The sequence below is a fragment of the Kitasatospora sp. NPDC058406 genome, assembly GCF_042722765.1.
In the GTDB taxonomy this organism is placed as follows: domain Bacteria; phylum Actinomycetota; class Actinomycetes; order Streptomycetales; family Streptomycetaceae; genus Kitasatospora.
In genome coordinates this window covers 24,677-47,959 of sequence record NZ_JBHXKE010000019.1, presented here as the reverse complement: position 1 = coordinate 47,959, position 23,283 = coordinate 24,677, and the positions used below count along the sequence as shown (strand labels likewise).

The window sequence follows — 23,283 nt, the reverse complement described above, 5'->3', positions numbered from 1 at the left end:
CAGGGGTGGGGTTCAGCGGTCGGTGCCGGGCGGGTTGTCGATGGCGTAGCGCCAGCGGCCGTCGGCGCCGCGCCGGGCGACGTCGGTGGCGGTGCCCTCGGACCGGAACGGCCCGTCCGGCCCCTCGCCCTCGATCAGGTAGTCGCCGATCAGCAGGGCGAGGTCGCCGTTCTCGTAGCAGTGCCGGAGGGTGATCCGGATCGGCAGGCCGAGGGCGAGGAAGCGGCCGGTCGCGGCGCGCCGGTCGTCGCCGGTCAGCGGGGTGCCGGGCCGGTCGACGAGGACCGCGCCGGGCTCGAAGAGCTCCTCGACGGCCGCCCGGTCGCCGGTGTTGAAGGCCGCGACGAAGGCGGCCGGCAACCGCGCCGGATCGGTGGGCGCCGGGTGCACCGGCTGCGCCGGTCGCCCGGTCGCGGTGCGGGGTTCGCTGGTGGTCATGGCGGTCATCCCGTCTGGACGCCGGCGGTGACGCCGCCGCCCGGCTGGTCGGGCAGCCGGTCCAGGCTGAACCCGAAGTGGGTCTTGTACGCCTCCAGGACGGCGGCGTCGCCGACGAACTCCTCGGTGGAGCGGTCGCTGCCGGCGACCGTGGAGAGCTGGTTGCCCTTGAGGGTGATCCGGCCGTCCTCGGTCCGCAGCGAGCAGAACACGTCCTGCAGGAAGGGGGATTCGGGCGCGGTGCGGTACCACCAGAGGGTCGGCCGGAAGTCCTCGATGCGGACCGGGCGGTCCTCCAGGCGGTACAGCGGCTTGCCGTTGAGCAGGACGTCGAAGCCGCCGCCCTCGACGTCGGCGAGCTGGAAGTCGCCGTCCGGGTCGTGCTGGACCTCGCGGGAGGCCAGCCGGAGCGGGCGCCGGCTGTTGCGGCCGAAGCCGGTGTCGACGAGCCACTGCTCGCCGTCGACGGTGACCCGCAGGGCCAGGTGGCACAGGGCCGCGCCGAGCGTGCCGCCGGGCCGGTGGACCCGGCCGGGGAGGATCTCGACCTGGTAGCCGAGGGCGGTGAGCAGGAACGAGAGGGCCGGGTTGACCTCGTAGCAGCCGCCGCCGCGGCGCTGGCGGACGATCTTGTCGAGGACCTGCTCGTCCATGTGGATCGGCTCGTCGAGGTGGTAGCCGAGGTTCTCGAACGGCACGGACAGCACGTGCCGCTCCTGGATGCGGGTGAGCGCGTCGAGGTCGGCCCGCTCGGGCCGTTCGGCGCCGATCCGGGCGAGGTACGCGTCCACCATGGCGTCGTCCAGCACGGTGATCTCCTTGTCGGTCGTTCGGTCGAACCGGGTGGGAAGGTGCGGGCGGTACGGACGGGGGGTGCTGAGGGGGGAGAGCAGGGGCCGGCCCGGGCCGGGGCCGTCACCAGCGCAGCAGGGCGAGGCCGATCGCCATGCCGCCGCCGAAGCCGGCCAGCAGCACCAGGTCCCCGGGGGCGAACCGGCCGGCCCGGGCGGCCCGGTCGAGGGTGACGGCGATCGAGGCCGAGCCGGTGTTGCCGTACTCCTCGACCGTGGTGCACGTCCGTCCGACGGGGATGCCGAGCCGGTCGGCCAGGTCGGCGAGCAGCAGCCCGTTGGCCTGGTGCGGGACGAAGCCCGCCAGGTCCCCGGGGGTGACCCCGGCGTCGGCCAGGAAGGACCGGACCGCCTCCGGGAGCCGGGTCTCGACGAACTCGCGCACGCCGCGGCCGTCCATCCGGAACCAGTGCAGGCCCTGGGCGAGGGTGTCGGCGCTGGCGGGCAGCCGGCTGCCCCCGGCCGGGACGCCGATGAGTCCGCGGTCGGCGCCGAACCCGGCCAGCCGCCCGGCGAGCAGGCCCCGGCCGGGTGCCGGGGCCGGGCCGAGCACCACCGCGCCGGCGCCGTCGCCGAACAGCACCGCGGTCCGGCGGTCGGTGGGGTCGAGGATCCGCGAGTAGACGTCGGTCCCGACCACCAGCGCGTACCCGGGGGCGGCGTCGCCGAGCATCCGTTCGGCGGCGGTGAGGGCGAAGACGAAGCCGCTGCAGACCGCGTTGACGTCGAAGGCCGCGGTGCCGGGGGCGGCGCCGAGCCGGTCGGCGACCACGCTGGCGGTCGGCGGCTGCGGGGAGTCGGGGGTGGAGGTGGCGACCATGATCAGCGCGAGGTCGGCCGGGTCCACCCCGGCGTCCGCCAGCGCCGCCCGGCCGGCCGCCACCGCGAGGTCGCTGGCGGCCTGGTCGGGCCCGGCGCGGCGGCGCCGGACGATTCCGGTCTTCCGGGCGATCCATTCCCCGGTGACACCGGCCGGGGCGGCGGCCTCGGAATTGCTCACCACCCGGGCCGGTAGGTACGAGCCGGTTCCCAGGACGGCGACTCCCGTGTGCGTGCGACCCTTCCCGGGAATTCCCGTCGTTATCATCCTTGTCCCCTCGATCGGATCGGACACCGGGCTCCGACGCATCGTCAGGCGCCGGGAACGGACGGGCCGTAGGAGCCGGTACCGGCCCGCAGGACGGACCCCGGATCGGCCGGGGCGGACGGGGCGGCCGGGCCGCCCAGCACGTGGGCGATCAGGTCGCCGATGATCCGCACGCCGTCGCGGGTGAGCACCGACTCGGCGTGGAACTGCACCGAGGCGAAGTGCGGGCCGCGCAGCGCGTGCACCTCCCCGGTGGCGGCGTCCCGGGCGACCCGGACGGCGCCGCCGGGCACGGTGAACGCCCCCTCCGGCCCCGTTCCCCCGGTCCAGGAGGCGGCGAAGGTGTTGTAGAAGCCGACCCGCTCACCGGCGCCGAAGAGGTCGATCTCCCGCTGGACGCCCTGGTTGGGCGTCTCCCGGCGGACCAGCGGCAGCCCGAGTTCCGCGCAGAGCACCTGGTGGCTCAGGCAGACCGCCAGGAACGGCCGCCGCTCGGCGAGGAACTCCTTCACCCGGGAGCGGAGATGGGCGATCTTCGGGTGGGCGGTGTCCCGCGGGTCGCCGGGCCCGGGGCCCAGCACCACCAGGTCGACCCCGTCCGGCGCGTACGGCCGGTCGAACCGCCGGACGTCGACGTCGAGGCCGAGCGCCCGCAACTGGTGGTCGATCATCGCGGTGAAGGTGTCCTCGGCGTCCACCACCAGCACCCGGCGGCCGGCCAGCTCGGCGCGGGCGAAGGACCGCTCGACGGAGCGCTCGAAGGACCCCTCTCCGTCGTCGGCGAGCCAGAACCCGGCCAGCGTGCGGTTACGCCCGGCCAGCGCCTGCCGGACGCTCGGATGCGCGCCGAACCGGCCCCGGCCGCCGTCCTCCAGCGCGGCGAGCAGCCCGGCCGCCTTGGCCCTGGTCTCGGCCACCTCGGAGTCCGGGTCGGAGTGGCGGACCAGTGTCGCGCCGACGCCGATCCGCAGCCGGCCGGCCGCGTCGATGTCGGCGGTGCGGATCAGGATGCCCGAGTCCAACGCCCGCGCGCCCTCCGCGTCACGGCCGATCAGGGCGACCACTCCGCTGTAGTAACCCCGGCCCCCCGGTTCGTACTTGGCGATCACCCGGGCGGCGGACTCCAGCGGGCTCCCGGTCACCGTCGGCGCGAACAGCGTCTCGCGCAGCACCTCGCGCGGGTCCCGGTCGGTCCGGCCCTCGATGAAGTACTCGGTGTGCGCGAGCCGGGCCATCTCCTTCAGGTACGGGCCGACCACCCGGCCGCCCGTCGTGCAGATCCGGGCCATCATCTTGAGCTCCTCGTCGACCACCATGAAGAGCTCCTCGGCCTCCTTGCGGTCGGCCAGGAAGTCCATCAGGCCGTCGAGGTCGGGGCCCCGCTCCGGGTACCGGTAGGTGCCGCTGATCGGGTTCATCACCGCCCGCCCGCCGTGCACGCTGATGTGTCGCTCGGGGGTGGCGCCGACCAGCGTCCGCTCCCCGGTGTGCACCGCGAAGGTCCAGTAGGCGCCGGTCTCCCGCTGGAGCAGCCGGCGGAACAGGGTGAGTGCGGCGGCCGGGGTGTAGCCGGTGATCTCGGCGACGAACGAGCGCTTGACCACGAAGTTGGCGCCCGTCCCCTCGCCGATCTCCTCGCCGATCACCCGGCGGACGGTCTCCGCGTACTCCTCGTCGTCGGCGTCGAAACGACCGCCGGCCAGCGTGATCGGCACGTCGGGGAGGCGGGCGAACAGTTCGGCGAGCGGCAGGACGGCCTGCTCGGTGACGGTCAGCGCGAGCAGTGGGGTGCCGTCGTCGGGCGCCTCGAAGCCGCGCTCGGCGATCTGCCGGTAGGGGACCAGCGCCAGCACTTCGTGGCGCTTCCCCGCAGTCTCCCCGGCCCCGGCCCCGCCCGGTCCGGCGCGGTGGGCGGGGTCGGCGGGGTCGGCGGGCAGCGGGAGGTCCGCCAGGGTGGCCGGTTCGGAGACCTCGCCGACCAGCAGGTCGACCAGGCCCGGCCCGGTCGCCTCCGGGCGGTGCAGCAGCGCGAAGGCCGGCGGGTGCTCGGCCAGCACCCGGTCCAGCAGCTCGCTCATCGGGTCACCGCCCCGGCCGTCGACGGGTCCGGGCTCGACGGGTCCGGGCTCGACGGGTCCGGGCTCGACGGGTCCGCGGAGGCCCGGTCCGCGGACGACGGGCCACCCGTCACCGAGTCCCCGGTCACCGCGTCCGCGGTCAGCACCACGGCGCAGCGCCGGGCCGCGTACTCCAGGGCCATCCGGTGGTCCTCGGCCGTGAAGTCGGCCACCGCGTCGGCCACCAGGAAGGTCTGGATGTCGTTGGTGAACGCCTCGACGGCCGTCATCAGCACCCCGACGTGCGCGTACACGCCGCAGAGCACCAGCTGGTCCCGGCCGGCGGCCCGCAGCCGCGCCAGCAGGTCGTTGTTGAAGAAGGCGCTGTACCGCCACTTGGTGACCAGCCAGTCGGCCGGTCCCGGGGCGAGCCGGTCGACGATCTCCCGGTCCGCGGGGGCGGCCTGCATCCCCGGGCCCCAGAAGTCGGCCAGCAGGCCGCGCTGTTCGGGGGTCATGCCGCCCGGCTGCGCGGTGTAGGCCACCGGCACGTCGTGCGCACGGGCCCAGTCCCGGAGCCGGACGGCGTTGGCGAGCAGCGGGCCGTCCTCGCCGAACGGCGCGAGGAAGTAGCGCTGCATGTCGTGCACGAGCAGGACCGCGCGGTCCGGATCGAGCGTCCAGCCGGCCGTGTTGGCGGGCAGGTCGGCCGCGGTGGGCAGCGGGTAGGGGGCGATCGCCGGGAGGCCCGGCCGCCGCGCCGGAGTGGGGAGGCCATTACGCACCGAGCCCGGCACCCCCGTCCACCGTGAGGTCGTGCAGGGTGATGTGGCCGGCCTCGTCGGAGAGCAGGAAGACGACGGCGTGCGCGACGTCCTCCGGCTCGGCGAGCTTGCCGAGCGGGATGCCGACCCGGTACGCGTCCGGCCGGCCCTCCAGGGTGCCGGCACGGCCGCTCTCGTCGTGCCACATGGAGCTGAGCATCGGGGTGTCGGTGGAGCCCGGCGCCACCAGGTTGCAGCGGATGCCGTACCGGGCGACCTCCAGGCCGAGGCTCTTGGTGAAGAGGGTCGCCGCGGCCTTGGAGGCCGCGTAGGCGGCCATCTCGCTGCGCGGGGTGGTGGCGGCGTTGGAGGCCACCGTGACGATCGCGCCGCTCCGGCGCGGGATCATCCGGTTGACCACGGCGCGGGAGACGCGGAAGACGCCGTCGGCGTTGACCGAGAAGGTGCTGTGCCAGTCCTCGTCGGTGAAGTCGCGGACCTCGCCGAGCCGGAGCACACCGGCGGTGTTGACCAGGTAGTCGAGCGGGCCGAGCCGCCGTTCGGCGGTGTCGACGGCCTCCTCGACGGAGGCGCTGTCGGTGACGTCGGCGGGGATCGCCACGACGCTGAGGCCCTCGGCGGTCAGTTTGCCGGCCAGCTCGGCGAGTCGACCGGCGTCCCGGTCGACGGCGGCGACGAGGACGCCGCGAGCGGCCAGGGCCCGGGCCACGGCGGCGCCGATGCCGCCGGCCGCGCCGGTGATGAGTGCCACCTTGTTCTGCATGTGCCAGACCTCCCTGGGGTCGGCCCGGGGGTGCGGGCCGGCAGTGTGGGTTGGGGGTTGTGCACGGTCGGACGGGACGGACCCGGGTCGGGTCCGCACCGGATCGGGTGGTGCGGGACAGCTGCTGCGGAACAGCTGCGGGGCAGGTCGTTCGGGACAGGTGGTGCCGGACAGTGGTGCGGGGCGGGCCGGACGGAACGGGGCGGGGCCCGTTGCCGTGCCCGGGTCAGGCCCGCCAGGCGGACACCACGGCGATGGCCTGGCCGGGGTTGAGCCGCGGATCGCAGAAGCTCGTGTACTTGTCACCGACCCGGCCGAGCCCGGTCTCGTCGTCGGCGCACTCGGTGACGTCGTCGGGCGTGGTCTCCAGGTGCAGGCCCCCGGCGGTGCCGCCCTCGGCACGGACCGCCTGCTGGAAGGCCTCGACCTCGCGGACGACGGTCTCCACCAGACGGGTCTTGAGGCCGTCGGGCCGGCTGACGGTGTTGCCGTGCATCGGGTCGGTCAGCCAGACCACCGGGTGGCCGGCGGCCCGCACGGCCCGGACCAGCCCGGGGAGGACCCCGGCGACGCGGTCGGCGCCCAGCCGGGCGATCAGGGTGAGCCGGCCGGGTTCGCGGCCGGGGTCGAGCAGGGCGCAGAGCCGGAGCAGCTCGTCCGGGGTCGTGGTCGGGCCGACCTTGCAGCCGACCGGGTTGACCACCCGGGCGAGCAGCGCGACGTGGGCGCCGTCGGGCTGGCGCGTGCGTTCGCCGATCCACGGGAAGTGCGTGGAGGCGAGCAGCGGCCGGCCCTCGTCGTCCCGGCGGAGCAGCGGCAGTTCGTAGTCGAGCAGCAGCGCCTCGTGGCTGGTCCACACCGGCGGGCAGGCCGCGGAGGGTTCGCCGGGGGCGAGCCGGCCGAGGTGGACCATGGTCTGCCGGGCGGCGTCGTAGCCGGTCAGCAGGCGGCGCGGGTCCGGGGTGCGCTGGGCCGGGTCGGGCTCCGGGCCGTTGACCATGTGGCCCCGGTAGACGGGTAGTTCGACGCCGTCGCAGAGTTCGGTGGGGTGCGAGCGGGGCTTGGCGAACTGGCCCGCGATCCGGCCGATCCGGACCACCGGACGGTGGGTGGTGATCTTCAGGAGGCCGGCCAGCGCGTCCAGCAGGCCGGCCTTGCGGGCGACGTCCCCCGCGGTGCACTCCTGGGGGTCCTCGGCGCAGTCCCCGGCCTGGAGCACCTGTGCACGGCCCTCGGCGACCTGGCCGAGCAGGGCACGCAGCCGGTGCACGTCGGCGGCCGACACGAGGGCGGGCCTTTCGGCCAACTCCTTTTTGACAGAATCGAGTTCGACGGAATTCGGCCAGTCCGGCTGCTGTCTTGCGGGGCGGCCGGCGAGCTGGCCCACGAGCAGGTTGTCCACTGACATCTCCATCACGGGTTGGGGGCCGGCCTGCGGCAGGCGACTGCGGCAGGCCCTCGGCCCTAGGGCGTGTCGAGGCCCCGGACCACACCGGCGACCCGGACCACGCGCCGGGCCTGGTACTCGACCGCGGCGATGTTCTCCTCGTGGACCTGTCCGGGCACGTTCCGGGAGACCGCGCTGGCGCCGTAGGGGTTGCCGTTGTTGGGCCGGAACAGCACCGGGTCGGTGGATCCGGTGGCCAGGATCAGCGAGCCCCAGTGGCAGAACGCGTTGTGCAGCGCGAGGATCGTGGTCTCGTGGCCGCCGCGCGGCGCCGAGCCCGAGGTGAACGCCGAGACGGCCTTGTCGGCCAGCCCGCCCGGGATCGACAGCGGCGCGGTGGAGTCGATGAACCGCAGGACCGGCGCGGCCGGCAGGCCGAACCGCACCGGGCTCCCGATCAGGATGCCGTCCGCCCACGCCAGGTCCGCGAGGTCGACCACGGGGACGTCCGCGGTGCGTTCCCGCAGCTCCCGCGCGGCGTCCTCGGTCCCGGGCACGTAGGTGTCGTCGGGCAGGTCCGCGATCCGGCGCAGCCGCACCTCGGCACCGGCCTTCTCGGCGGCGGAGGCCGCCGCCTCGGCCAGCCTGGCGACATTTCCGGTCGACGAGTAGTAGACGACGGCAATGGTGGTCATGACGGCGAACTCCTCAGGGACGGGGACGCGTTCAGCTGATCCTTGACGGTGGACAGCAGGTCGGCCAACGGAGTTACCGGCACTTCGTCAGGTGGCGTCGCACTCCGTCGAATACTCATCAGATGTCCCGTTCGACCCGACCTGACATTGACCGGAGCAGTCACTTTTCCGGGCACGAATTGCTCCCTATCCTCGGTGCCCGGCACCGTTTTCGGGCCGCCGCAGAGCCGAGGAGCAGTGATCCCGCAGTGAAGAAACCGCCGGCCGCCCCACCCCGTCGACGAGACCTGCGGCCGCTGATCGCCGAAGGCGTCTCCCCCTGGCTGGACGGGATCCACCGCGGCCTGGCCACCTCGGGCCTGCTCGGCCGGCTGATCGACGAGACCGGACTGCGCGGCGCCACCACCAACCCCGCGCTGCTGGCCGGACGACTGCGCCGGGACCCGGTCTACGGCGAGCAGTTGGCCCGGCTGGCCGGGCACGACGTGTCCCCGGAGGGCTCGGTGTGGGCCGCGTCGGTGCAGGACCTGCGGCTGGTCTGCGACCAGTTCCTGGACGTCTTCCGCACCGCCCACGGTCACGACGGCCTGGTCTCGGCGGACCTCGACCCGAGGCTGGCGCACGATCCGGCGGCGACCACCGCCGAGGCCGTCGAGCTGGCCCGCGCGGTGGACCGGCCCAATCTGCTGGTGAAGATCCCGGCCACCCCCGAGGGCCTGGGCGCGATCCGCGACTGCGTCGGTCTCGGCCTCGGCGTGCACGCGACCGGGCTGTTCTCGGTGCACCGCTACGGGCAGGTCGTGGACGCCTACTTCGACGGGCTGGAGCAGGCGCTGGCGGCCGGCCGGCCGCTGGCGGCGATCGCCTCGGTGGCCTCGCTGCCGGTCGGCCGGGTCGACCTGGAGATCGACCGCAGGCTGACCGCGATCGGCACCCAGGACGCCCTCGCCCTGCGCGGCCTGACCGCCCAGGCGGCGGCCCGACTGATGTACCGGGCGTACGAGGAGCGGCTCGGCGACGGCCGCTGGCGCACCCTGCGCGCCTCCGGCGCCCGGCCGCAGCGCCTGCTGTGGACCGACGCCGCACTGGCCGGCGCCGCCGCCGCGCAGGCCCGGTACGTGGCCGGCCTGGTCTCCTGGGGCACCGCGCACGCGATGACCCGCCCGGTGCTGGACGAGGCCGTCCGCAAGCTCCGCCTCGACGGCGACACCCTGATGGGCCGGCACGAGGCGGCCCAGGCGGTGCTCGACCGGCTGGGACGGCTCGGCATCGACTACTGCGCGGTGGTGCGACGGCTGGAGGAGGAGAGCGTCCCGCGGCTGGTCGACCACTGGCTCCGCCTGCACGCCTCGGCCGCCACCCGGCTGGCCCGCCCGGCCGACCTGCCGGGAGACAGCGAACCTGCCCGACTCCGTGGCAGTTGAGGATCTTTGACGAACCATCACCCTGTCGGCGCCGGGAGCGCCCGAACCCGCACCGGTGGCCCGGCGACCGGCCCGGACCTGTGCTTGACGGGAACATCCGCCCCCGCATACCTTCCGATTTGCAGGCCGTCACGCACTCCTTCTGCTCAGGAGGGCCTGGGGGGAGGGAAGGTCATGACGCGACGGTCGGCCGACTCAATCGCGTTCAACGTCCTGGAGTTGCTGGCCAGCGAGGCGCCCGCCGCCCAGCTGGCGGAGCTGGTCGAGCAGGCCCGGAAGAGTTGCGAGTCGCCCCGTGAACGGGAGGCGCTGGGCCGGATCGAACAGCTCGGCCTCTCCATACGCACACAGTCACAGCGCCGCCGCCGGCGCGAGGCCGGGCTGGCCGCGCTCGCCGACACCGCCCGCGACCTGGCGCTTCCGTACGACCTGGACGGCCTGCTGGCGGTGATCACACGCCGGGCCCGGCTGCTGCTGGGCGCCGACGTGGCCTGCCTGACCACCACCGACGAGGAGCACGGACAGGTCAGGATCCGCACCACCGACGGCCCGACCGGGGCGCTCGCGGTCGGCCTGCCCCTGCCCGACGGCTTCGGCCTGGGCGCCGGTGTCCTGGCCGACCCGGCGCCCTTCTGGACCCCGGACTACCTGCTCGACGAGCGGATCCGGCACAGCCCCGCGATCGACGAGACGATCCGCGCCGAGGGCCTGCACGCCGTGATGGCCGTCCCGCTCGGCCACCGCGCCCACCCGTTCGGTGTGCTGTACGTCGCCGAACGCACGGTCCGCCGCTTCACCGCCGACGAGATCTCCCTCATGGCCGCGCTCGGCGACCTCGCCGGGGTGGCGGTCGAGAAGGCCCGGCTGCTGAAGGAGGCCGCCCGCCCGGCCCCCGTCCCGGAACCGGACCGCACCGCCGGCGAACTCGCCGCGGTGCACCGCGCCCTGGTCGACCTCGCGCTCTCGGGCGGCGACCCGCACGCCCTGGTCCGGGACGCCGGGCGCCGTCTGGACCTCGGCCTGCGGGTGTACGCCACCGACGGCACGGTGGTCGCCTCGTTCGGCGACCTGCCCGAGCTGGACGAGCCCACCGTGGTCGCCGCCGCACTGGACACCCACGCCGCCGGCCGGCCGGTCCGGCTCGCCGGTCCGCTCTGGGCCGCCCCGGTCTGCGCCGGCTCGACCGACCTGGGCACCCTGCTCGCCCGGCCGGCCGACGGACGGGCCGACCTGGCCGCGGAGTCCTGCCAGGGCCTGGCGCAGGCGGTGGCGGTCGCACTGCTGCTGGAGAGCGGCCGGGCGGCCGGGCACACCGGCCCGGCCGGCCAGGTCCGGGACGAGCTCCTCGACGAGCTGCTGGCCAGCCCGCAGCGACCGCCGCAGCAGCTCGCGCTGCGCGCGCGCCGCCTGGGCATCGACCTCTCCACCGCGCACGTCCTGGTGGTCGCCCGGCCCGAGGGCGAGGCCCAGGGCAAGGCCGCCACCTGGGCCAACCTGTACGCCCACCGGATGAGCGGGCTGAAACGCGTCCACAACGGCCGGGCCGTCCTGCTGCTGCCGGGCAGCGACCCGGGGACGGCCGCCCGCGCCGTCTCCGACGAGCTGACCCCGCTGCTCGGCATCCCGGTGACGGTCAGCGCGGCCGGTCCGGTCTCCGATCCGACCTCGGTGTTCCACGGCTACCAGGAGGCGCTGCGCTGCCTGGACGCGATGACCTCGCTCGGCGCAGTCGGCCGCGCCGCCTCTGTGCGTGAACTCGGCTTCGTGGGCGTACTGTTGGCAGACAACCATGACATCGAGGGATTCATCGAGTCCGCCGTCGGGCCGGTCCTCGACTACGACCGGCAGCGGCTCACCGAGCTGACCCGCACGCTCCAGGCGTACTTCGAGACCGGCAACAGCCCGACCCACGCCGCGCAGCAGCTGCACGTCCACCCCAACACGGTGGCCCGGCGGCTGGACCGGATCGGCGAACTGCTCGGCCCGGACTGGCAGAAACCCGAGCGGGCCTTCGAGATCCAGCTGGCGCTCAAGCTCTGCCGGGTGCGGCGCGTCCTGCTGGACCGCGCGGCCCGCAAGGACCGCCCCGGACCACCGTCCTGACGCTCCGCGCGCACGGACGGCCCCGACACCGTCCACCCGGGGCTCCGTCACGCCCGCCGGTCGTCCCCCCGGGCCAGCACCGCCACCGCGTGGGCCGCCGAGGCCAGGGTGATGTGCCGGTGCCATCCGCTGAACGACCGCCCCGCGAAGTCCCGCACCCCGACCCGGTCGGCGGTCCGGGCGAAGTCCCGGCCCACCCGGTCGGTCAGCCGGGCCAGCCGGACCAGCGCCGCGGTCGGCAGGTCCACCAGATCGGTGAGCCAGAGCTCGGCCGGCCAGCGCCGCCCGGCCGCGCCCACCCCGAGCAGCAGCAGTTCCCCGCCGCCCCGCCGGTCCCGCCCGCCCGACCGGGCACCGCGCCCGGGCAGCCGGACCGGGACCGTGGCCACCAGACCGTTGCGCAGCCCGCCGGCCGGACCCGACCAGACCACCGGCCGGCGCAGCTCCCGGGCCGCCGACATCAACCGGTGGGCGGGGCCCGGGCCGGCCGGGAGGCCGGTCAGCACCGGCCCCACCGGCAGCAGCGGGAACGAGCCGCCGACCCGGACCAGCATCGGCAGCCGCTCGGCCCGCAGCCGGCGCACCATCCGCATCCCGTCCGCGTCCCGGGCGTCCGCCACCACCGGGCGGACGGGCAGGCCCCAGCGGGCCGGCAGGCCGATCACCGCCTCCAGCGCGCAGTCGCCGAGGGTCTCCGCGTCCACCTCGTCCGGGATCAGCGCCTGGCTGCGCCGCGGCTCGTTGTCCAGCCAGGCCTGCGGCAGGTGCAGGCGCCAGTTGAGCGGGCCGCTGAAGCTGTCCGAGGCGGCCCATACCCCCACCGCCTGCTGGGCGTTGAGGACCTGGCCGAGCGCCGGGATGAACCGGCGGTCCACGCCCACCGAGTGGTCACCGGCCTTCGGGATCACCATCGGCCGCAGCACGTACGCCTGCGGCGGGGCGATCCGGGCCAGGTGCTGGGCCAGTGCCTGACGGACCGGTCCCCAGTCCCAGGTGGAGCTGGTGATGAAGTGGTGCAGGCTCTGTTCGGCGGCCTGGCCGCCGACGACGGTGGCGATGTTCCGGATCGACTTGCGTCCGCGCGCGCCGAGCAGGCCGCGGAGGTACTGGGCGCCCTTCTGCCGCTGGTCGCTGCGGGGCAGGGAGGCGAACAGCACGGCGCACAGCTCCCGGAGCAGGACGTCGTGCGAGGCGTCGAGGCCCGGCAGCTCCCGCACCGCCGGAACGCCGTGGGCCGCGGTACTGCGGGCCGGTACCCCCTGTACCGGAACGCCGTGGGCCGGAAGGCCGTGCAGTGGAACACCGTGCAGTGGAACGCTGTGCAGTGGAACGCTGTGGGCTGGGGCGCCCACGGCGCCCAGGGCGAGACCGCTCATTGATCCCCCTCGAATGCGCGGATGGCTGCGCCGTCCTCACGCTAGGCGCCGCGCTCCCTCCCGCTAAGGTGCGCTGCCCACCCGTCCGGCGCTCTCGGTGGTGGCCCGGCCACCGGGGTCCGTCCCACCGGTGCGGCGGGAGCGGAATCCGGCGCGCCGGACCGGCACCGGCCGGGTGCGCCCGCGAGGGCGCCACCCGGCCGGACGGGGTCAGGCGGTGAAGTCCGAGGCGTGGTCCCGGGCCCAGTCGGCGAAGGTCCGGGCGGGTCGGCCGGTGAGCTTCTCCACCGTGTCGGACAGCTCGGTGGGGACGCCGTCGGAGCCGGCCCAGTAGCCGACGACCGCGTCCATCACCCAGACCGGCACGATCGGGGAGAGCGCCTCGCGCGCCTCGGCGTCGGTCAGCTCCTCGAACTCCAGCGGCCGGCCGAGCACCTCGGCGAGGGTCGCCAGCTGCTCCCGCTGGGTGACCGACGCCGGACCGCTGAGGAAGTGGGCCTGGTTCTCGTGGCCGGGCTGGGTCAGCGCGACCACGGCGACCGCGGCGATGTCCTTCTCGTGGATCGCGTCGCTGTGCGACTCGGGGTACGGGAAGCGGATCCGCCCCTCGGCCCGGATCGACTCCGGCCACCCCCACATCAGGATGTTGGTGGCGAAGTTGTGCGGCCGCAGGAAGGTGTGGGGGATGCCCGAGGCGACCACGGCCGCCTCGACCGTCCGGTGCATCTCGACGATCGGCCGCTGCACCGGGAAGGCGTCCACCACGGTCTGCGAGGAGAGCACCACGACGTGCCGGACGCCGGCCTCCTTCGCCGCCGCGAGGAAGCCCTCGGTGCCCTGCGGCACCGCGTAGAGGAAGACCTTCTCGACGCCGGCCAGCGCCGGTCCGTAGGTCTCCGGGTCGGTCAGGTCGAGCACGGCGGTCTCGGCCGTGGTGGTCGACGCCAGCTTCTCCGGGGTCCGGGCACCGGCCCGGACGTCGGCGCCGGCGGCCAGCAGCTGCGCCAGCACCTCGGCGCCGACCTGGCCGGTCGCCCCGGTGACGAGGATCTTGCCCATGGGAACGGCTCGCTTTCTTGACGGACTGACGGACTGACGGACTGACGGACTGACGGTCTGACGAACGGACGAACGGACGGTCTGACGGGTCGACGGACGGGCGACGGGCGGCCTGTCAGTCGTTCCGGACGGCGGGTCGGTCGCGGCGCGGGGAGGAGAAGCGCCGGGTGATCGGGGCCTCGACCAGCCGGTACAGCACCCAGGAGACCAGGACGGTCGCCGCGATGGCGAAGAGGAGCAGGCCGACACCCTCCACGGTGGAGTACATCCGGGTGCCGAGCAGGTCGCGCAGCTCGGTCAGCACGATGAAGTGCAGCAGGTAGAAGGCGAAGGAGATCTCCCCCAGCCAGGTCATCGCCCGGTTGCGGAAGATCGTGAACCGCCCCTCGTTGTCGGCGATCGCGGCGGCCGCGATGAGCAGCGCGATCGGGACGACCAGGACGGCCCGCTGCGCGTACAGGTAGGGCACGTAGTGGGTGGCGACGTAGCCGGCCACCAGCAGCAGGCCGGACCAGACCATCCCGATGTTGCGCCAGCGACCGCTGCGCACCGCGTGGGCGACCAGCATGCCGAGCGCGAAGTCCAGCATCCGCACCGGCGGCAGCACGTAGCTGAACCAGTACTGCGAGACCGAGCCCTCGTACCCGCCGGGGACACCCGGGGTGTCGGGCAGCAGCAGGTAGGCGACGGCGGGGGTGGCGACGACGGCGGCGACCGCCCCGGTGATCCAGAACACCAGCCGCTCGGGGCGGATGGCCCGGAACACCCGGTGCAGGAAGGGGAACGAGAGGTAGAAGAACGCCTCGGCGCCCAGCGACCAGCTCGGCGGGTCGACGCTGAAGTAGGTGTTGAAGTCGGGTATCCAGACCTGGAGCATCAACAGGTTGACGATCGCGGTCCGGGCCGGGGTGTAGGTGCTCGCGAACAGCACCATGGCCAGCGCCCAGGCGACCACGTAGTTCGGGACGATCTTGACCAGTCTTCGCCGCCAGAACCCGGTGACCGTGTCGTCGGCGCGGGCCGACCAGGTGAGCACGAAGCCGCTGAGCACGAAGAAGAACGCGACGCCGAGACCGCCCGCCTGGTCGGCGATGTCGACGAAGCGGAACTCGGTGCTGTCGTCGGCGAAGAGCCGCAGGGTGGGGATGGGCAGGGCCGCGTGGTACGCGAAGACCGCAAGGGCGGCGGGGAAGCGCAGGCCGGTCAGCGACGGCAGACGGCTGGTGAAGGGGCGCTGCGACTGCTGTCCGCTCCCGCCGTCCGGTGTCGGTCCCGGCTGGGCGAGGAGTCGGTCGGTGGCCATGGTTCCGTCCTTGAGGGTGTCGAGCCTGTGGAGCGGACCGATGGCGCCGGTCCGACCCGAGACCCAAGTAAACTACTCGGTGCAGATGAGAGATTGCACCGATCGGTGTAGCATCTATGTCAGGTCGGGGGACACTCCGGTCCGCTCCGCCTTTCCTTCCGAGCCAGAGGAGTTGACGAACGATGCCGCGATCCGCCGCAGCCCGGCCGTCCCTCCCGGAGGATCGGCCCCATGTACGCAGCGTTCATCACCCAGCACGGACCGGCCACGGACATCCGCTACGGCGAGGTGCCCCGGCCGGTCCCCGGGCCCACCGATGTCCTGGTCGACGTGGCCGCGGTCTCGGTCAACCCGGTCGACACCTTCGTCCGCTCGGGGCTCTTCCGCACCCCGCTACCCTTCCCCTTCGTGATCGGGCGGGACCTCGTGGGCACCGTCGCGGAGGCGGGCCCGGGAGCCCCCGGCTTCGCCCCCGGTGACCGGGTCTGGTCCAACAGCCTCGGGCACGGCGGCCGGCAGGGCCCGACGGCCGAACAGGCCGTCGTCCCCGCCGACCGGCTCTACCACCTGCCCCCGGGCGTGGACGGGCCCGGCGCCGTCGCCGTGGTCCACCCGGCCGCCACCGCCCACCTCGCGCTGTTCGCCCACGGCGGGCTCCGGGCCGGCGAAACCGTCCTGGTGGCCGGTGGGGGCGGCAACGTGGGCGGCGCCCTGGTCGTCCTGGCCGCCGAGGCCGGCGCCCGGGTGGTCGCCACCGCGAGCGCGGCCGACGCCGACCACTGCCGGGACCTCGGCGCCACCGAGGTCCTCGACTACCGCGCACCCGACCTGACCGACCGGATCCGCGCCGCCTGCCCGGGCGGCGTCGACGTCCACCTCGACACCTCCGGCACCAACGACCTCGCCACCGCCGTCGACCTGCTCGCCCCGCGCGGCCGGATCGTGCTGCTCGCCGGCGCCCGCTCACGCCCCGAACTGCCCGCCGGACAGCTGTACATGAAGGACGGCTCGATCCGCGGGTTCGTCATCTCGCACGCCCGCACCGACGAGCTCGCCGAAGCCGCCGGCACCATCAACCGCCTGCTCGCCGCCGGTCGGCTGCGAGCGCGCGCCCTGGAGAACCTCCCGCTCGACGCCGCCGCCGAGACCCACCGGCGGCTGGAGAAGGGCGGGCTGAACGGCCGCCGGGTCGTTTTGCGACCCGACCTGTGACGCCCCGCCCACGACAGCCCCGACCACAGCCCCGTCCACAGCCGTACCCAAGACAGCTCCCCGGCACGGTCCGTGACGCCCAGTCCGCCGCGCCCCCGTCCCCGAAAGGCCGCCCCCCATGCCCCCGTCCGCCGGCGCCGACCATGCGTCCGGGCCGCGTCATTCGGGTCTCCTCCTGGCCCTGCTGGCGTTCGCCCAGTTGATCGTCTCGGTCGACTACAACATCGTCTACGTGGCACTCCCCGAGATCGGCAGCGGCCTCGGCTTCTCCGCCCAGAACCTCCAGTGGGTGGTCAGCGCCTACGCGGTCGCCTTCGGCGGCTTCCTGCTCTTCGGCGGCCGCGCCTCCGACCTGTTCGGACGCCGCCGGATGTTCGTCCTCGGGCTGCTGCTGTACGCCGGCTCCTCGCTGATCGGCGGACTGGCCACGACCCAGGGGCTGCTGATCGCGGCCCGCGCCCTCCAGGGGCTCGGCGGCGCCTTCCTCTTCCCCGCCACCCTCGCCCTGGTGGTCACCAGCTTCGCCGAGGGCCGCGAACGCAACCGGGCACTCTCGGTCTGGGCCGCGGCCGGCGCCAGCGGCATGATCATCGGCTCGCTGGCCGGCGGCGTGCTGACCTCCGCCTTCGGCTGGGAGGCGGTCTTCTACGTCAACGTGCCGCTCGCCGGCGGCGCCGCCCTGCTCGCCCCCCGGCTGATCCGCGCCGACGGGCCCCGCGAGCACGGCCGCTCCTTCGACCTGCCCGGCGCGCTGACCGCCACCACCGGCGCCACCCTGGTCGTCTTCACCCTCGTCCAGGCACCCGCCTCCGGCTGGACCTCGCCGCTGGTGCTGACCACCGCCGTCCTGGGCCTCGCCCTGGTCGCCGCGTTCCTGGCGATCGAGGCCCGCACCACCGACCCGCTGATGCCGCTGCGGCTCTTCCGCAACCGCAACCTCTCCACCGGCGTGGTCACGACCTTCCTCTTCATGGCCTCCTTCGGCACCCTGCTGTACTTCCTGACCGTCTACTTCCAGACCGTGCACGAGTACAGCGCGCTGCGGACCGGCGTGGCCTTCCTGATCCCGATGGCCTGCGGCTTCCTCGGCTCCATGCTGGGCGGCCGGCTCGCCACCCGGTTCGGCGCCCGCACCACCCTGGTCGCGTCCTTCGTCCTCGGCGCGCTCGGCACCACCGTGATGGCGTTCGCGATGGAACCGGACGGCTCCTACGTCTCGCTGCTGCCCGGTCTGGTCGTGCTCAGCCTGTGCCAGGGCGTCATCTTCACCACGATGTTCTCCGCCTCCGCGACCGGGGTGCACCCCTACGAGCAGGGCATCGCCTCCGGCATCGTCTCCACCGGCCAGCAGGTCGGCAGCGCGGTCGGACTGGGCGTCCTGGTCGCGATCGCCAACGCCGGCACCTCCGGGCTGACCGGCGAGGCGTTCCGCACCGCCACCACGGACGGTCTGCGCACCGCCGTGCTGGTCGCCACCGGAGGGATCGTCGCCCTGATCCTGGTCGCACTCGGCTTCGAACGCGCCCCGCGGGCGGCGGCCGTCAAGGAGACCCCGGCCGAGAGCCTGGCCTGACCCCGCCCGCCCGCACCCGTACCTCCCGCCCACCCACCTGTCCCACTCGTACTCCGAGGAGAACCGCCACCATGCCCATCGTCTCCACTCCCAGCGCCCGCGTCTCCTACGAGGTGGACGGCTCCGGCCCGGGTCTGGTCTTCGTGCACGGCACCGGCTTCGGCGCCGCGGGCACCTTCGGCCACCTCGCCGGCGACTTCACCGGCTCCCGCACCGTGGTCCTGCCGGACTACGCCGGCTGCGGCGACACCGAGGACGACGGCGGCGAGCTGACCGTCGAGCTGCTCGCCGAGCAGATCATCGGCGTGATCGAGGAGGCCGGCAACGGCCCGGTCGACCTGGTCGGCTTCTCGCTCGGCTCCGTGGTCGCCGCCGCCGTCGCCGCCACCCGGCCCGACCTGGTCCGCAGCCTGGTGCTGACGGCCGGCTGGACCCGCCCGGACGACGCGTACCTGCGCAACCACATGACCACCTGGCTCGGCACCAGGGCCGACACCGACGCCTTCGGCCGGTTCGGCACGCTGACCGCGTTCAGCCGCGACCACCTCAACAGCCTCGACCACGGCGTCGTCGAGGGCATCATCAAGGGCAACCAGCCCACCGACGGCGCGCTGCGCCACATCGACCTCAACCTCCGGGCCGACATCCGCGAGCTGCTGCCCCGGATCACCGCCCGCACGCTGGTGATCGGCTGCGCCAAGGACGCCACCGTCCCGGTCGAGCTGACCCGCGAGCTGGCCGAGGCGATCCCCGGCAGCACCTACGCCGAGATCGAGAGCGGCCACGTGGTGGTCTACGAGAAGCCGGCCGAGTGGGTCCGGCTGGTCAGCGACTTCATCGCGCAGGACTGACCCGCGCCGCCCGGCGCACCGCACCGCCCGTCGCACCGTGGGGCCCGTCCGAGCAGTCCGGACGGGCCCCACGGCCGTCCCCGGAACCGTCCTCGGAGCCGTCCCAGGAGCCCTCCCCGGCCCCGTGCCCTGTTCCGCTTCCGGGCCGTCGTTGGCAGCGGACCGCCGTCCCCTGTGACACTGGAGTCGCTCGAAAACCGAGGTGCGCTCCACCGCATCTCCTTGCGAACCTAGAGGGATGCCCGCCGTGAGTTCTCCCGCAGTCCAGCCCGCCGACGCCCCCACCGAGGACCAGGGGCCCGGGATCGGCGAGCTGGCCGCGCGCCTGCCCGAGCTGACCCTGCGCGACCAGGTGCGCATCGGCCGCCGGCTGGAGGGTGCCCGCAAGGTCCGCAAGCCCGAGGCCCGCCGGCAGATCGCCACCGAGATCGCCGGCGACATCGAGCGCGCCGAGCTGCTGGTCGAGCGCCGCCGTGCCGCCGTCCCCGCGATCGACTATCCCGCCGAGCTGCCGGTCAGCCAGAAGAAGGACGAGATCCTCGAAGCCCTCCGCGACCACCAGGTGGTGATCGTGGCGGGTGAGACCGGCTCCGGCAAGACCACCCAGATCCCGAAGATCTGCCTGGAGCTCGGCCGCGGCGTACGCGGCCTGATCGGCCACACCCAGCCCCGCCGGATCGCCGCCCGCACGGTGGCCGAGCGGGTCGCGGAGGAGATGCGGACCCCGCTGGGCGAGGCCGTCGGCTGGAAGGTCCGGTTCACCGACCAGGTCGGCCCGGACACGCTGGTCAAGCTGATGACCGACGGCATCCTGCTCGCGGAGATCCAGACCGACCGCGAGCTGCGCCAGTACGACACCCTGATCATCGACGAGGCCCACGAGCGCAGCCTCAACATCGACTTCCTGCTCGGGTACCTCAAGCAGCTGCTCCCCCGCCGCCCCGACCTCAAGGTGGTCATCACCTCGGCGACGATCGACCCGGAGCGCTTCGCCCGGCACTTCGGCGAGGCCCCGATCGTCGAGGTCTCCGGCCGCACCTACCCGGTCGAGGTCCGCTACCAGCCGGTCACCGACGAGTCCGACCCGGACGGCGACGGCGACGAGGTGGACCGCGACCGCGACCAGATCCAGGCGATCTGCGAGGCGGCCCGGGAGCTGCAGGCGGAGGGTCCGGGCGACATCCTGGTCTTCCTCTCCGGCGAGCGCGAGATCCGCGACACCGCCGACGCGCTCGACAAGCTCAAACTGAGGTCCACCGAGATCCTGCCGCTCTACGCCCGGCTGAGCTCCGCCGAGCAGCACAAGGTCTTCCAGCGCTCCGGCTCCCGCCGGATCGTCCTGGCCACCAACGTCGCCGAGACCAGCCTCACCGTCCCCGGCATCAAGTACGTGATCGACCCGGGCACCGCCCGGATCTCCCGCTACAGCCACCGCACCAAGGTCCAGCGCCTCCCGATCGAGGCGATCAGCCAGGCCAGCGCCAACCAGCGCAAGGGCCGCTGCGGCCGCACCTCGGACGGCATCTGCATCCGGCTCTACTCGGAGGAGGACTTCCTCTCCCGCCCCGAGTTCACCGACCCCGAGATCCTGCGCACCAACCTGGCCTCGGTCATCCTCCAGATGACCGCCGCCGGCCTCGGCGACATCGCCGCCTTCCCGTTCCTGGACCCGCCGGACTCCCGCAACATCAAGGACGGCGTCAGCCTCCTGCACGAGCTGGGCGCGCTCGACCCGGAGGAGAAGGACGTCCGCAAGCGGCTCACCCCGCTCGGCCGCAAGCTGGCCCAGCTCCCGGTGGACCCGCGGATGGCGCGGATGGTCCTGGAGGCCGACCGCAACGGCTGCGTCCGGGACGTCATGGTCATCGCCGCCGCGCTCTCCATCCAGGACCCGCGCGAGCGTCCCGCCGAGAAGCGCCAGGCCGCCGACGAACGGCACCGCCGGTTCAACTCGGAGACCTCCGACTTCCTCGCCTTCCTCGCCATGTGGCGGTACGTGCGCGAGCAGCAGCGGGAGCTGTCCTCCTCGGCCTTCCGCCGGATGTGCAAGGCCGAGTTCCTCAACTACCTGCGGATACGGGAGTGGCAGGACATCTACTCCCAGCTGCGCACGGTCGCCAAGCAGCTCGGCGTCACCATCGAGGAGCCGCACGACGACGCCGAGCCGGACGCCGACCGGATCCACCAGTCGCTGCTGGCCGGCCTGCTCTCCCACATCGGCCTGTACGACGTGGAGAAGCGCGAGTACGGCGGCGCCCGCGGCGCCCGGTTCGCGGTCTTCCCCGGCTCCGGCCTGTTCAAGAAGCCCCCGCGCTGGGTGATGTCCGCCGAGCTGGTGGAGACCTCCCGGCTCTGGGCCCGGATCAACGCCAAGATCGAGCCGGAGTGGGTGGAGCCGCTGGCCGCCCACCTGGTGAAGCGCAACTACAGCGAGCCGCACTGGGAGAAGAAGTCCGGCGCGGTGCTGGCGTACGAGCGGGTCACCCTCTACGGGGTCCCGGTGGTCGCCCAGCGGAAGGTCAACTACGGCCGGATCGACCCGGAGCTCTGCCGCGAGCTGTTCATCCGCAACGCGCTCGTCGAGGGCGACTGGGAGACCCACCACCGGTTCTTCGCGGAGAACCGGAAGCTGCTCAGCGAGGTCGAGGAGCTGGAGAACCGGGCCCGTCGCCGGGACATCATGGTCGACGACCAGACCCTGTTCGACTTCTACGACAGCCGGCTGCCGGACGGGATCGTCTCCACCCGGCACTTCGACTCCTGGTGGAAGCAGACCCGGCACGAGCAGCCGGACCTGCTCAACTTCGAGAAGTCGATGCTGATCAACGACGCCGCGGACGGCGTCACCGAGGACGACTACCCGGACTACTGGCAGCAGGGCAAGCTCCGCTTCAAGCTGACCTACCAGTTCGAACCGGGCAGCGACGCGGACGGCGTGACCGTCCACATCCCGCTGCCGGTGCTGAACCAGGTCACCGCCGAGGGCTTCGACTGGCAGATCCCGGGCCTGCGCGAGGAGCTGGTCACCGCCTGGATCAAGTCCCTGCCCAAGGCGGTCCGCCGCAACTTCGTGCCCGCCCCGGACTTCGCCAAGGCGGCGCTGCGCGAGCTGAGGGAACGGCAGGAGCCCCTGCTGCCGACCCTGGAGCACGTGCTCAAGCGGATGACGGCGATCACGGTCCCGCCGGAGGCCTGGGACGAGGAGCGCGTCCCGGAGCACCTCAAGGTGACCTTCCGGGTGGTGGACGGCCGCAAGAAGCTCGCCGAGTCCAAGGACCTGGAGGAGCTGCGGCTGAGCCTCAAGCCGAAGCTGAAGGAGACCCTCTCCTCGGCGGCCTCCGGGCAGGGCATCGAGCAGTCCGGGCTGACCGCCTGGCCGTCCGCCCTGCCGGTGCTCCAGCGCACCTTCGAGCAGCGCTCCCGGGGCCATTCGCTGCGCGCCTACCCGGCGCTGGTGGACGAGGGCGACACGGTCGGCATCAAGCTGTTCGACACCCCGCAGGCGCAGGCGCAGGCGATGTGGGCGGGCACCCGGCGGCTCCTGGCGCTGACCACCACCTCGCCGGCCAAGTCGATCCAGGGCCGGCTGGGCAACCAGGCCAAGCTCGCGCTGTCCTACAACCCGCACGGCTCGATCCCGGCCCTCTTCGAGGACGTGGTGGCCTGCGCGACCGACCGGCTGATGGCCCGGGCCGGCGGACCGGCCTGGGACGAGGCGGCGTTCGGCTCGCTGCACGACAAGGTCCGGGCCGACCTGTACGACCTGTCGGCGGACACCACCCTGAAGTCGGCCACCGCGCTGATCGCCTTCCACAAGGCGTCGAACCGGCTGAAGTCGGTGAGCAGTCCGGTGCTGCTGGGCGCGGTGAACGACATCCGGCTGCACCTGGCCTCGCTGGTGCACCCGGGCTTCGTGACCGCGACCGGCTGGCAGCGGCTGCCCGACCTCAAGCGGTACCTGCTGGCGGTGGACCGCCGGCTGGAGGCGCTGCCCAACCACCCCCAGCGGGACTCCCAGCAGCTGCTGAAGGTCCAGCAGGTGCAGCAGGCGTACGGGGAGCTGCTGGCGGCCGTACCGGCCGGGCAGCAGCCCTCCGAGGAGGTGCGGGCGATCCGCTGGATGATCGAGGAGCTGCGGGTCAGTTTCTTCGCCCAGTCGCTGGGCACGCCGTCACCGGTCTCCGAGAAGCGGATCATGAAGGCGATGGAGGCCGCCCGGGCGTCGCTCTGAGCCCGCCCCAGCTCAGCGGGCCGGGGTCCCCAGGAGCCAGTTCGACCTGGGGGCCCACCATGGGCTACAGTCTGTCTTGTTCGCAGCG

The 23,283-nt window shown here is 73.7% G+C and carries 16 protein-coding genes and 1 pseudogene; 6 read left to right on the top strand and 11 right to left on the bottom strand.

Going from position 1 to position 23,283, the window contains the following annotated elements; genetic code table 11:
- Positions 1-12 precede the first annotated feature (12 nt).
- From ACFWOG_RS06260 to ACFWOG_RS06225, 8 genes and pseudogenes are all read right to left on the bottom strand, one after another.
- The gene (locus tag ACFWOG_RS06260) at positions 13-438 is read right to left on the bottom strand and encodes a DUF4440 domain-containing protein (protein ID WP_329949106.1); all 426 of its coding nucleotides are present in this window, start codon (positions 436-438) and stop codon (positions 13-15) included.
- 5 nt (positions 439-443) lie between these two features.
- Positions 444-1,247 (bottom strand): arylamine N-acetyltransferase, encoded by an 804-nt coding sequence (locus tag ACFWOG_RS06255; RefSeq protein ID WP_329949105.1) that lies wholly within the window; start codon positions 1,245-1,247, stop codon positions 444-446.
- A 106-nt stretch (positions 1,248-1,353) separates the two neighbouring features.
- Positions 1,354-2,376, bottom strand: coding sequence for a 3-oxoacyl-ACP synthase III family protein (locus ACFWOG_RS06250; protein WP_380355336.1), 1,023 nt, complete (start codon positions 2,374-2,376; stop codon positions 1,354-1,356).
- A 44-nt stretch (positions 2,377-2,420) separates the two neighbouring features.
- Positions 2,421-4,454 carry an anthranilate synthase family protein gene (locus tag ACFWOG_RS06245; RefSeq protein ID WP_380355333.1) on the bottom strand — a complete coding sequence of 678 codons (2,034 nt, stop codon included), beginning with the start codon at positions 4,452-4,454 and terminating at the stop codon, positions 2,421-2,423.
- A 119-nt stretch (positions 4,455-4,573) separates the two neighbouring features.
- Positions 4,574-5,218 (bottom strand): annotated as a pseudogene (locus tag ACFWOG_RS06240) (isochorismatase family protein); the annotation flags it as partial.
- Entirely contained in the window at positions 5,211-5,981 is a 771-nt protein-coding gene (locus ACFWOG_RS06235; RefSeq protein ID WP_380355330.1) for a 2,3-dihydro-2,3-dihydroxybenzoate dehydrogenase, read from the bottom strand. The gene ACFWOG_RS06235 and the pseudogene ACFWOG_RS06240, both read right to left, overlap by 8 nt.
- Positions 5,982-6,207: 226 nt before the next feature.
- Positions 6,208-7,389 (bottom strand): 3-deoxy-7-phosphoheptulonate synthase, encoded by a 1,182-nt coding sequence (locus ACFWOG_RS06230; RefSeq protein WP_380355327.1) that lies wholly within the window; start codon positions 7,387-7,389, stop codon positions 6,208-6,210.
- A 56-nt stretch (positions 7,390-7,445) separates the two neighbouring features.
- The gene (locus ACFWOG_RS06225) at positions 7,446-8,063 is read right to left on the bottom strand and encodes an NAD(P)H-dependent oxidoreductase (protein WP_329949100.1); all 618 of its coding nucleotides are present in this window, start codon (positions 8,061-8,063) and stop codon (positions 7,446-7,448) included.
- Between the two features lie 248 nt (positions 8,064-8,311).
- Here ACFWOG_RS06225 and ACFWOG_RS06220 point away from each other — a divergent pair, with 248 nt between their 5' ends.
- Complete coding sequence (locus ACFWOG_RS06220; protein WP_329884557.1) at positions 8,312-9,487, top strand: transaldolase family protein; 1,176 nt, start codon at positions 8,312-8,314, stop codon at positions 9,485-9,487.
- 174 nt (positions 9,488-9,661) lie between these two features.
- Complete coding sequence (locus tag ACFWOG_RS06215) at positions 9,662-11,590, top strand: helix-turn-helix domain-containing protein (protein ID WP_380355322.1); 1,929 nt, start codon at positions 9,662-9,664, stop codon at positions 11,588-11,590.
- Between the two features lie 47 nt (positions 11,591-11,637).
- Here the strand turns inward: ACFWOG_RS06215 and ACFWOG_RS06210 are convergent, their stop codons facing one another.
- The 3 genes from ACFWOG_RS06210 to ACFWOG_RS06200 all read right to left on the bottom strand — a co-directional run bounded on the left by ACFWOG_RS06210 (position 11,638) and on the right by ACFWOG_RS06200 (position 15,328).
- Positions 11,638-12,807, bottom strand: a complete 1,170-nt coding sequence (locus ACFWOG_RS06210) for a transposase (protein ID WP_329949098.1) — start codon at positions 12,805-12,807, stop codon at positions 11,638-11,640.
- Between the two features lie 369 nt (positions 12,808-13,176).
- On the bottom strand, positions 13,177-14,025 hold the full coding sequence (locus ACFWOG_RS06205) for an NAD(P)H-binding protein (RefSeq protein WP_329884562.1): 849 nt from the start codon (positions 14,023-14,025) through the stop codon (positions 13,177-13,179).
- A 115-nt stretch (positions 14,026-14,140) separates the two neighbouring features.
- Positions 14,141-15,328 carry an acyltransferase family protein gene (locus ACFWOG_RS06200; protein ID WP_380355318.1) on the bottom strand — a complete coding sequence of 396 codons (1,188 nt, stop codon included), beginning with the start codon at positions 15,326-15,328 and terminating at the stop codon, positions 14,141-14,143.
- Positions 15,329-15,559: 231 nt separating this feature from the next.
- Here ACFWOG_RS06200 and ACFWOG_RS06195 point away from each other — a divergent pair, with 231 nt between their 5' ends.
- From ACFWOG_RS06195 to hrpA, 4 genes are all read left to right on the top strand, one after another.
- Positions 15,560-16,540, top strand: a complete 981-nt coding sequence (locus ACFWOG_RS06195) for an NADPH:quinone reductase (protein ID WP_355400520.1) — start codon at positions 15,560-15,562, stop codon at positions 16,538-16,540.
- Between the two features lie 118 nt (positions 16,541-16,658).
- Positions 16,659-18,113: an MFS transporter gene (locus ACFWOG_RS06190; protein ID WP_380355315.1), complete on the top strand. Its 1,455-nt coding sequence runs from the start codon at positions 16,659-16,661 to the stop codon at positions 18,111-18,113.
- Positions 18,114-18,184: 71 nt separating this feature from the next.
- Positions 18,185-18,964: an alpha/beta hydrolase gene (locus tag ACFWOG_RS06185; RefSeq protein WP_329884568.1), complete on the top strand. Its 780-nt coding sequence runs from the start codon at positions 18,185-18,187 to the stop codon at positions 18,962-18,964.
- A gap of 238 nt (positions 18,965-19,202) precedes the next feature.
- Complete coding sequence (hrpA, locus tag ACFWOG_RS06180; protein WP_380355312.1) at positions 19,203-23,195, top strand: ATP-dependent RNA helicase HrpA; 3,993 nt, start codon at positions 19,203-19,205, stop codon at positions 23,193-23,195.
- The last annotated feature ends 88 nt before the right edge of the window (positions 23,196-23,283 follow it).

Coding starts and splice junctions, on each gene's coding strand:
- ACFWOG_RS06260 (WP_329949106.1), bottom strand. CDS start 438: ATGACCACCAGCGAACCCCGCACCGCGACCGGGCGACCGGCGCAGCCG.
- ACFWOG_RS06250 (WP_380355336.1), bottom strand. CDS start 2,376: ATGATAACGACGGGAATTCCCGGGAAGGGTCGCACGCACACGGGAGTC.
- ACFWOG_RS06245 (WP_380355333.1), bottom strand. CDS start 4,454: ATGAGCGAGCTGCTGGACCGGGTGCTGGCCGAGCACCCGCCGGCCTTC.
- ACFWOG_RS06235 (WP_380355330.1), bottom strand. CDS start 5,981: ATGCAGAACAAGGTGGCACTCATCACCGGCGCGGCCGGCGGCATCGGC.
- ACFWOG_RS06230 (WP_380355327.1), bottom strand. CDS start 7,389: ATGTCAGTGGACAACCTGCTCGTGGGCCAGCTCGCCGGCCGCCCCGCA.
- ACFWOG_RS06225 (WP_329949100.1), bottom strand. CDS start 8,063: ATGACCACCATTGCCGTCGTCTACTACTCGTCGACCGGAAATGTCGCC.
- ACFWOG_RS06215 (WP_380355322.1), top strand. CDS start 9,662: ATGACGCGACGGTCGGCCGACTCAATCGCGTTCAACGTCCTGGAGTTG.
- ACFWOG_RS06205 (WP_329884562.1), bottom strand. CDS start 14,025: ATGGGCAAGATCCTCGTCACCGGGGCGACCGGCCAGGTCGGCGCCGAG.
- ACFWOG_RS06200 (WP_380355318.1), bottom strand. CDS start 15,328: ATGGCCACCGACCGACTCCTCGCCCAGCCGGGACCGACACCGGACGGC.
- ACFWOG_RS06195 (WP_355400520.1), top strand. CDS start 15,560: ATGTACGCAGCGTTCATCACCCAGCACGGACCGGCCACGGACATCCGC.
- ACFWOG_RS06190 (WP_380355315.1), top strand. CDS start 16,659: ATGCCCCCGTCCGCCGGCGCCGACCATGCGTCCGGGCCGCGTCATTCG.
- ACFWOG_RS06185 (WP_329884568.1), top strand. CDS start 18,185: ATGCCCATCGTCTCCACTCCCAGCGCCCGCGTCTCCTACGAGGTGGAC.
- hrpA (WP_380355312.1), top strand. CDS start 19,203: ATGCCCGCCGTGAGTTCTCCCGCAGTCCAGCCCGCCGACGCCCCCACC.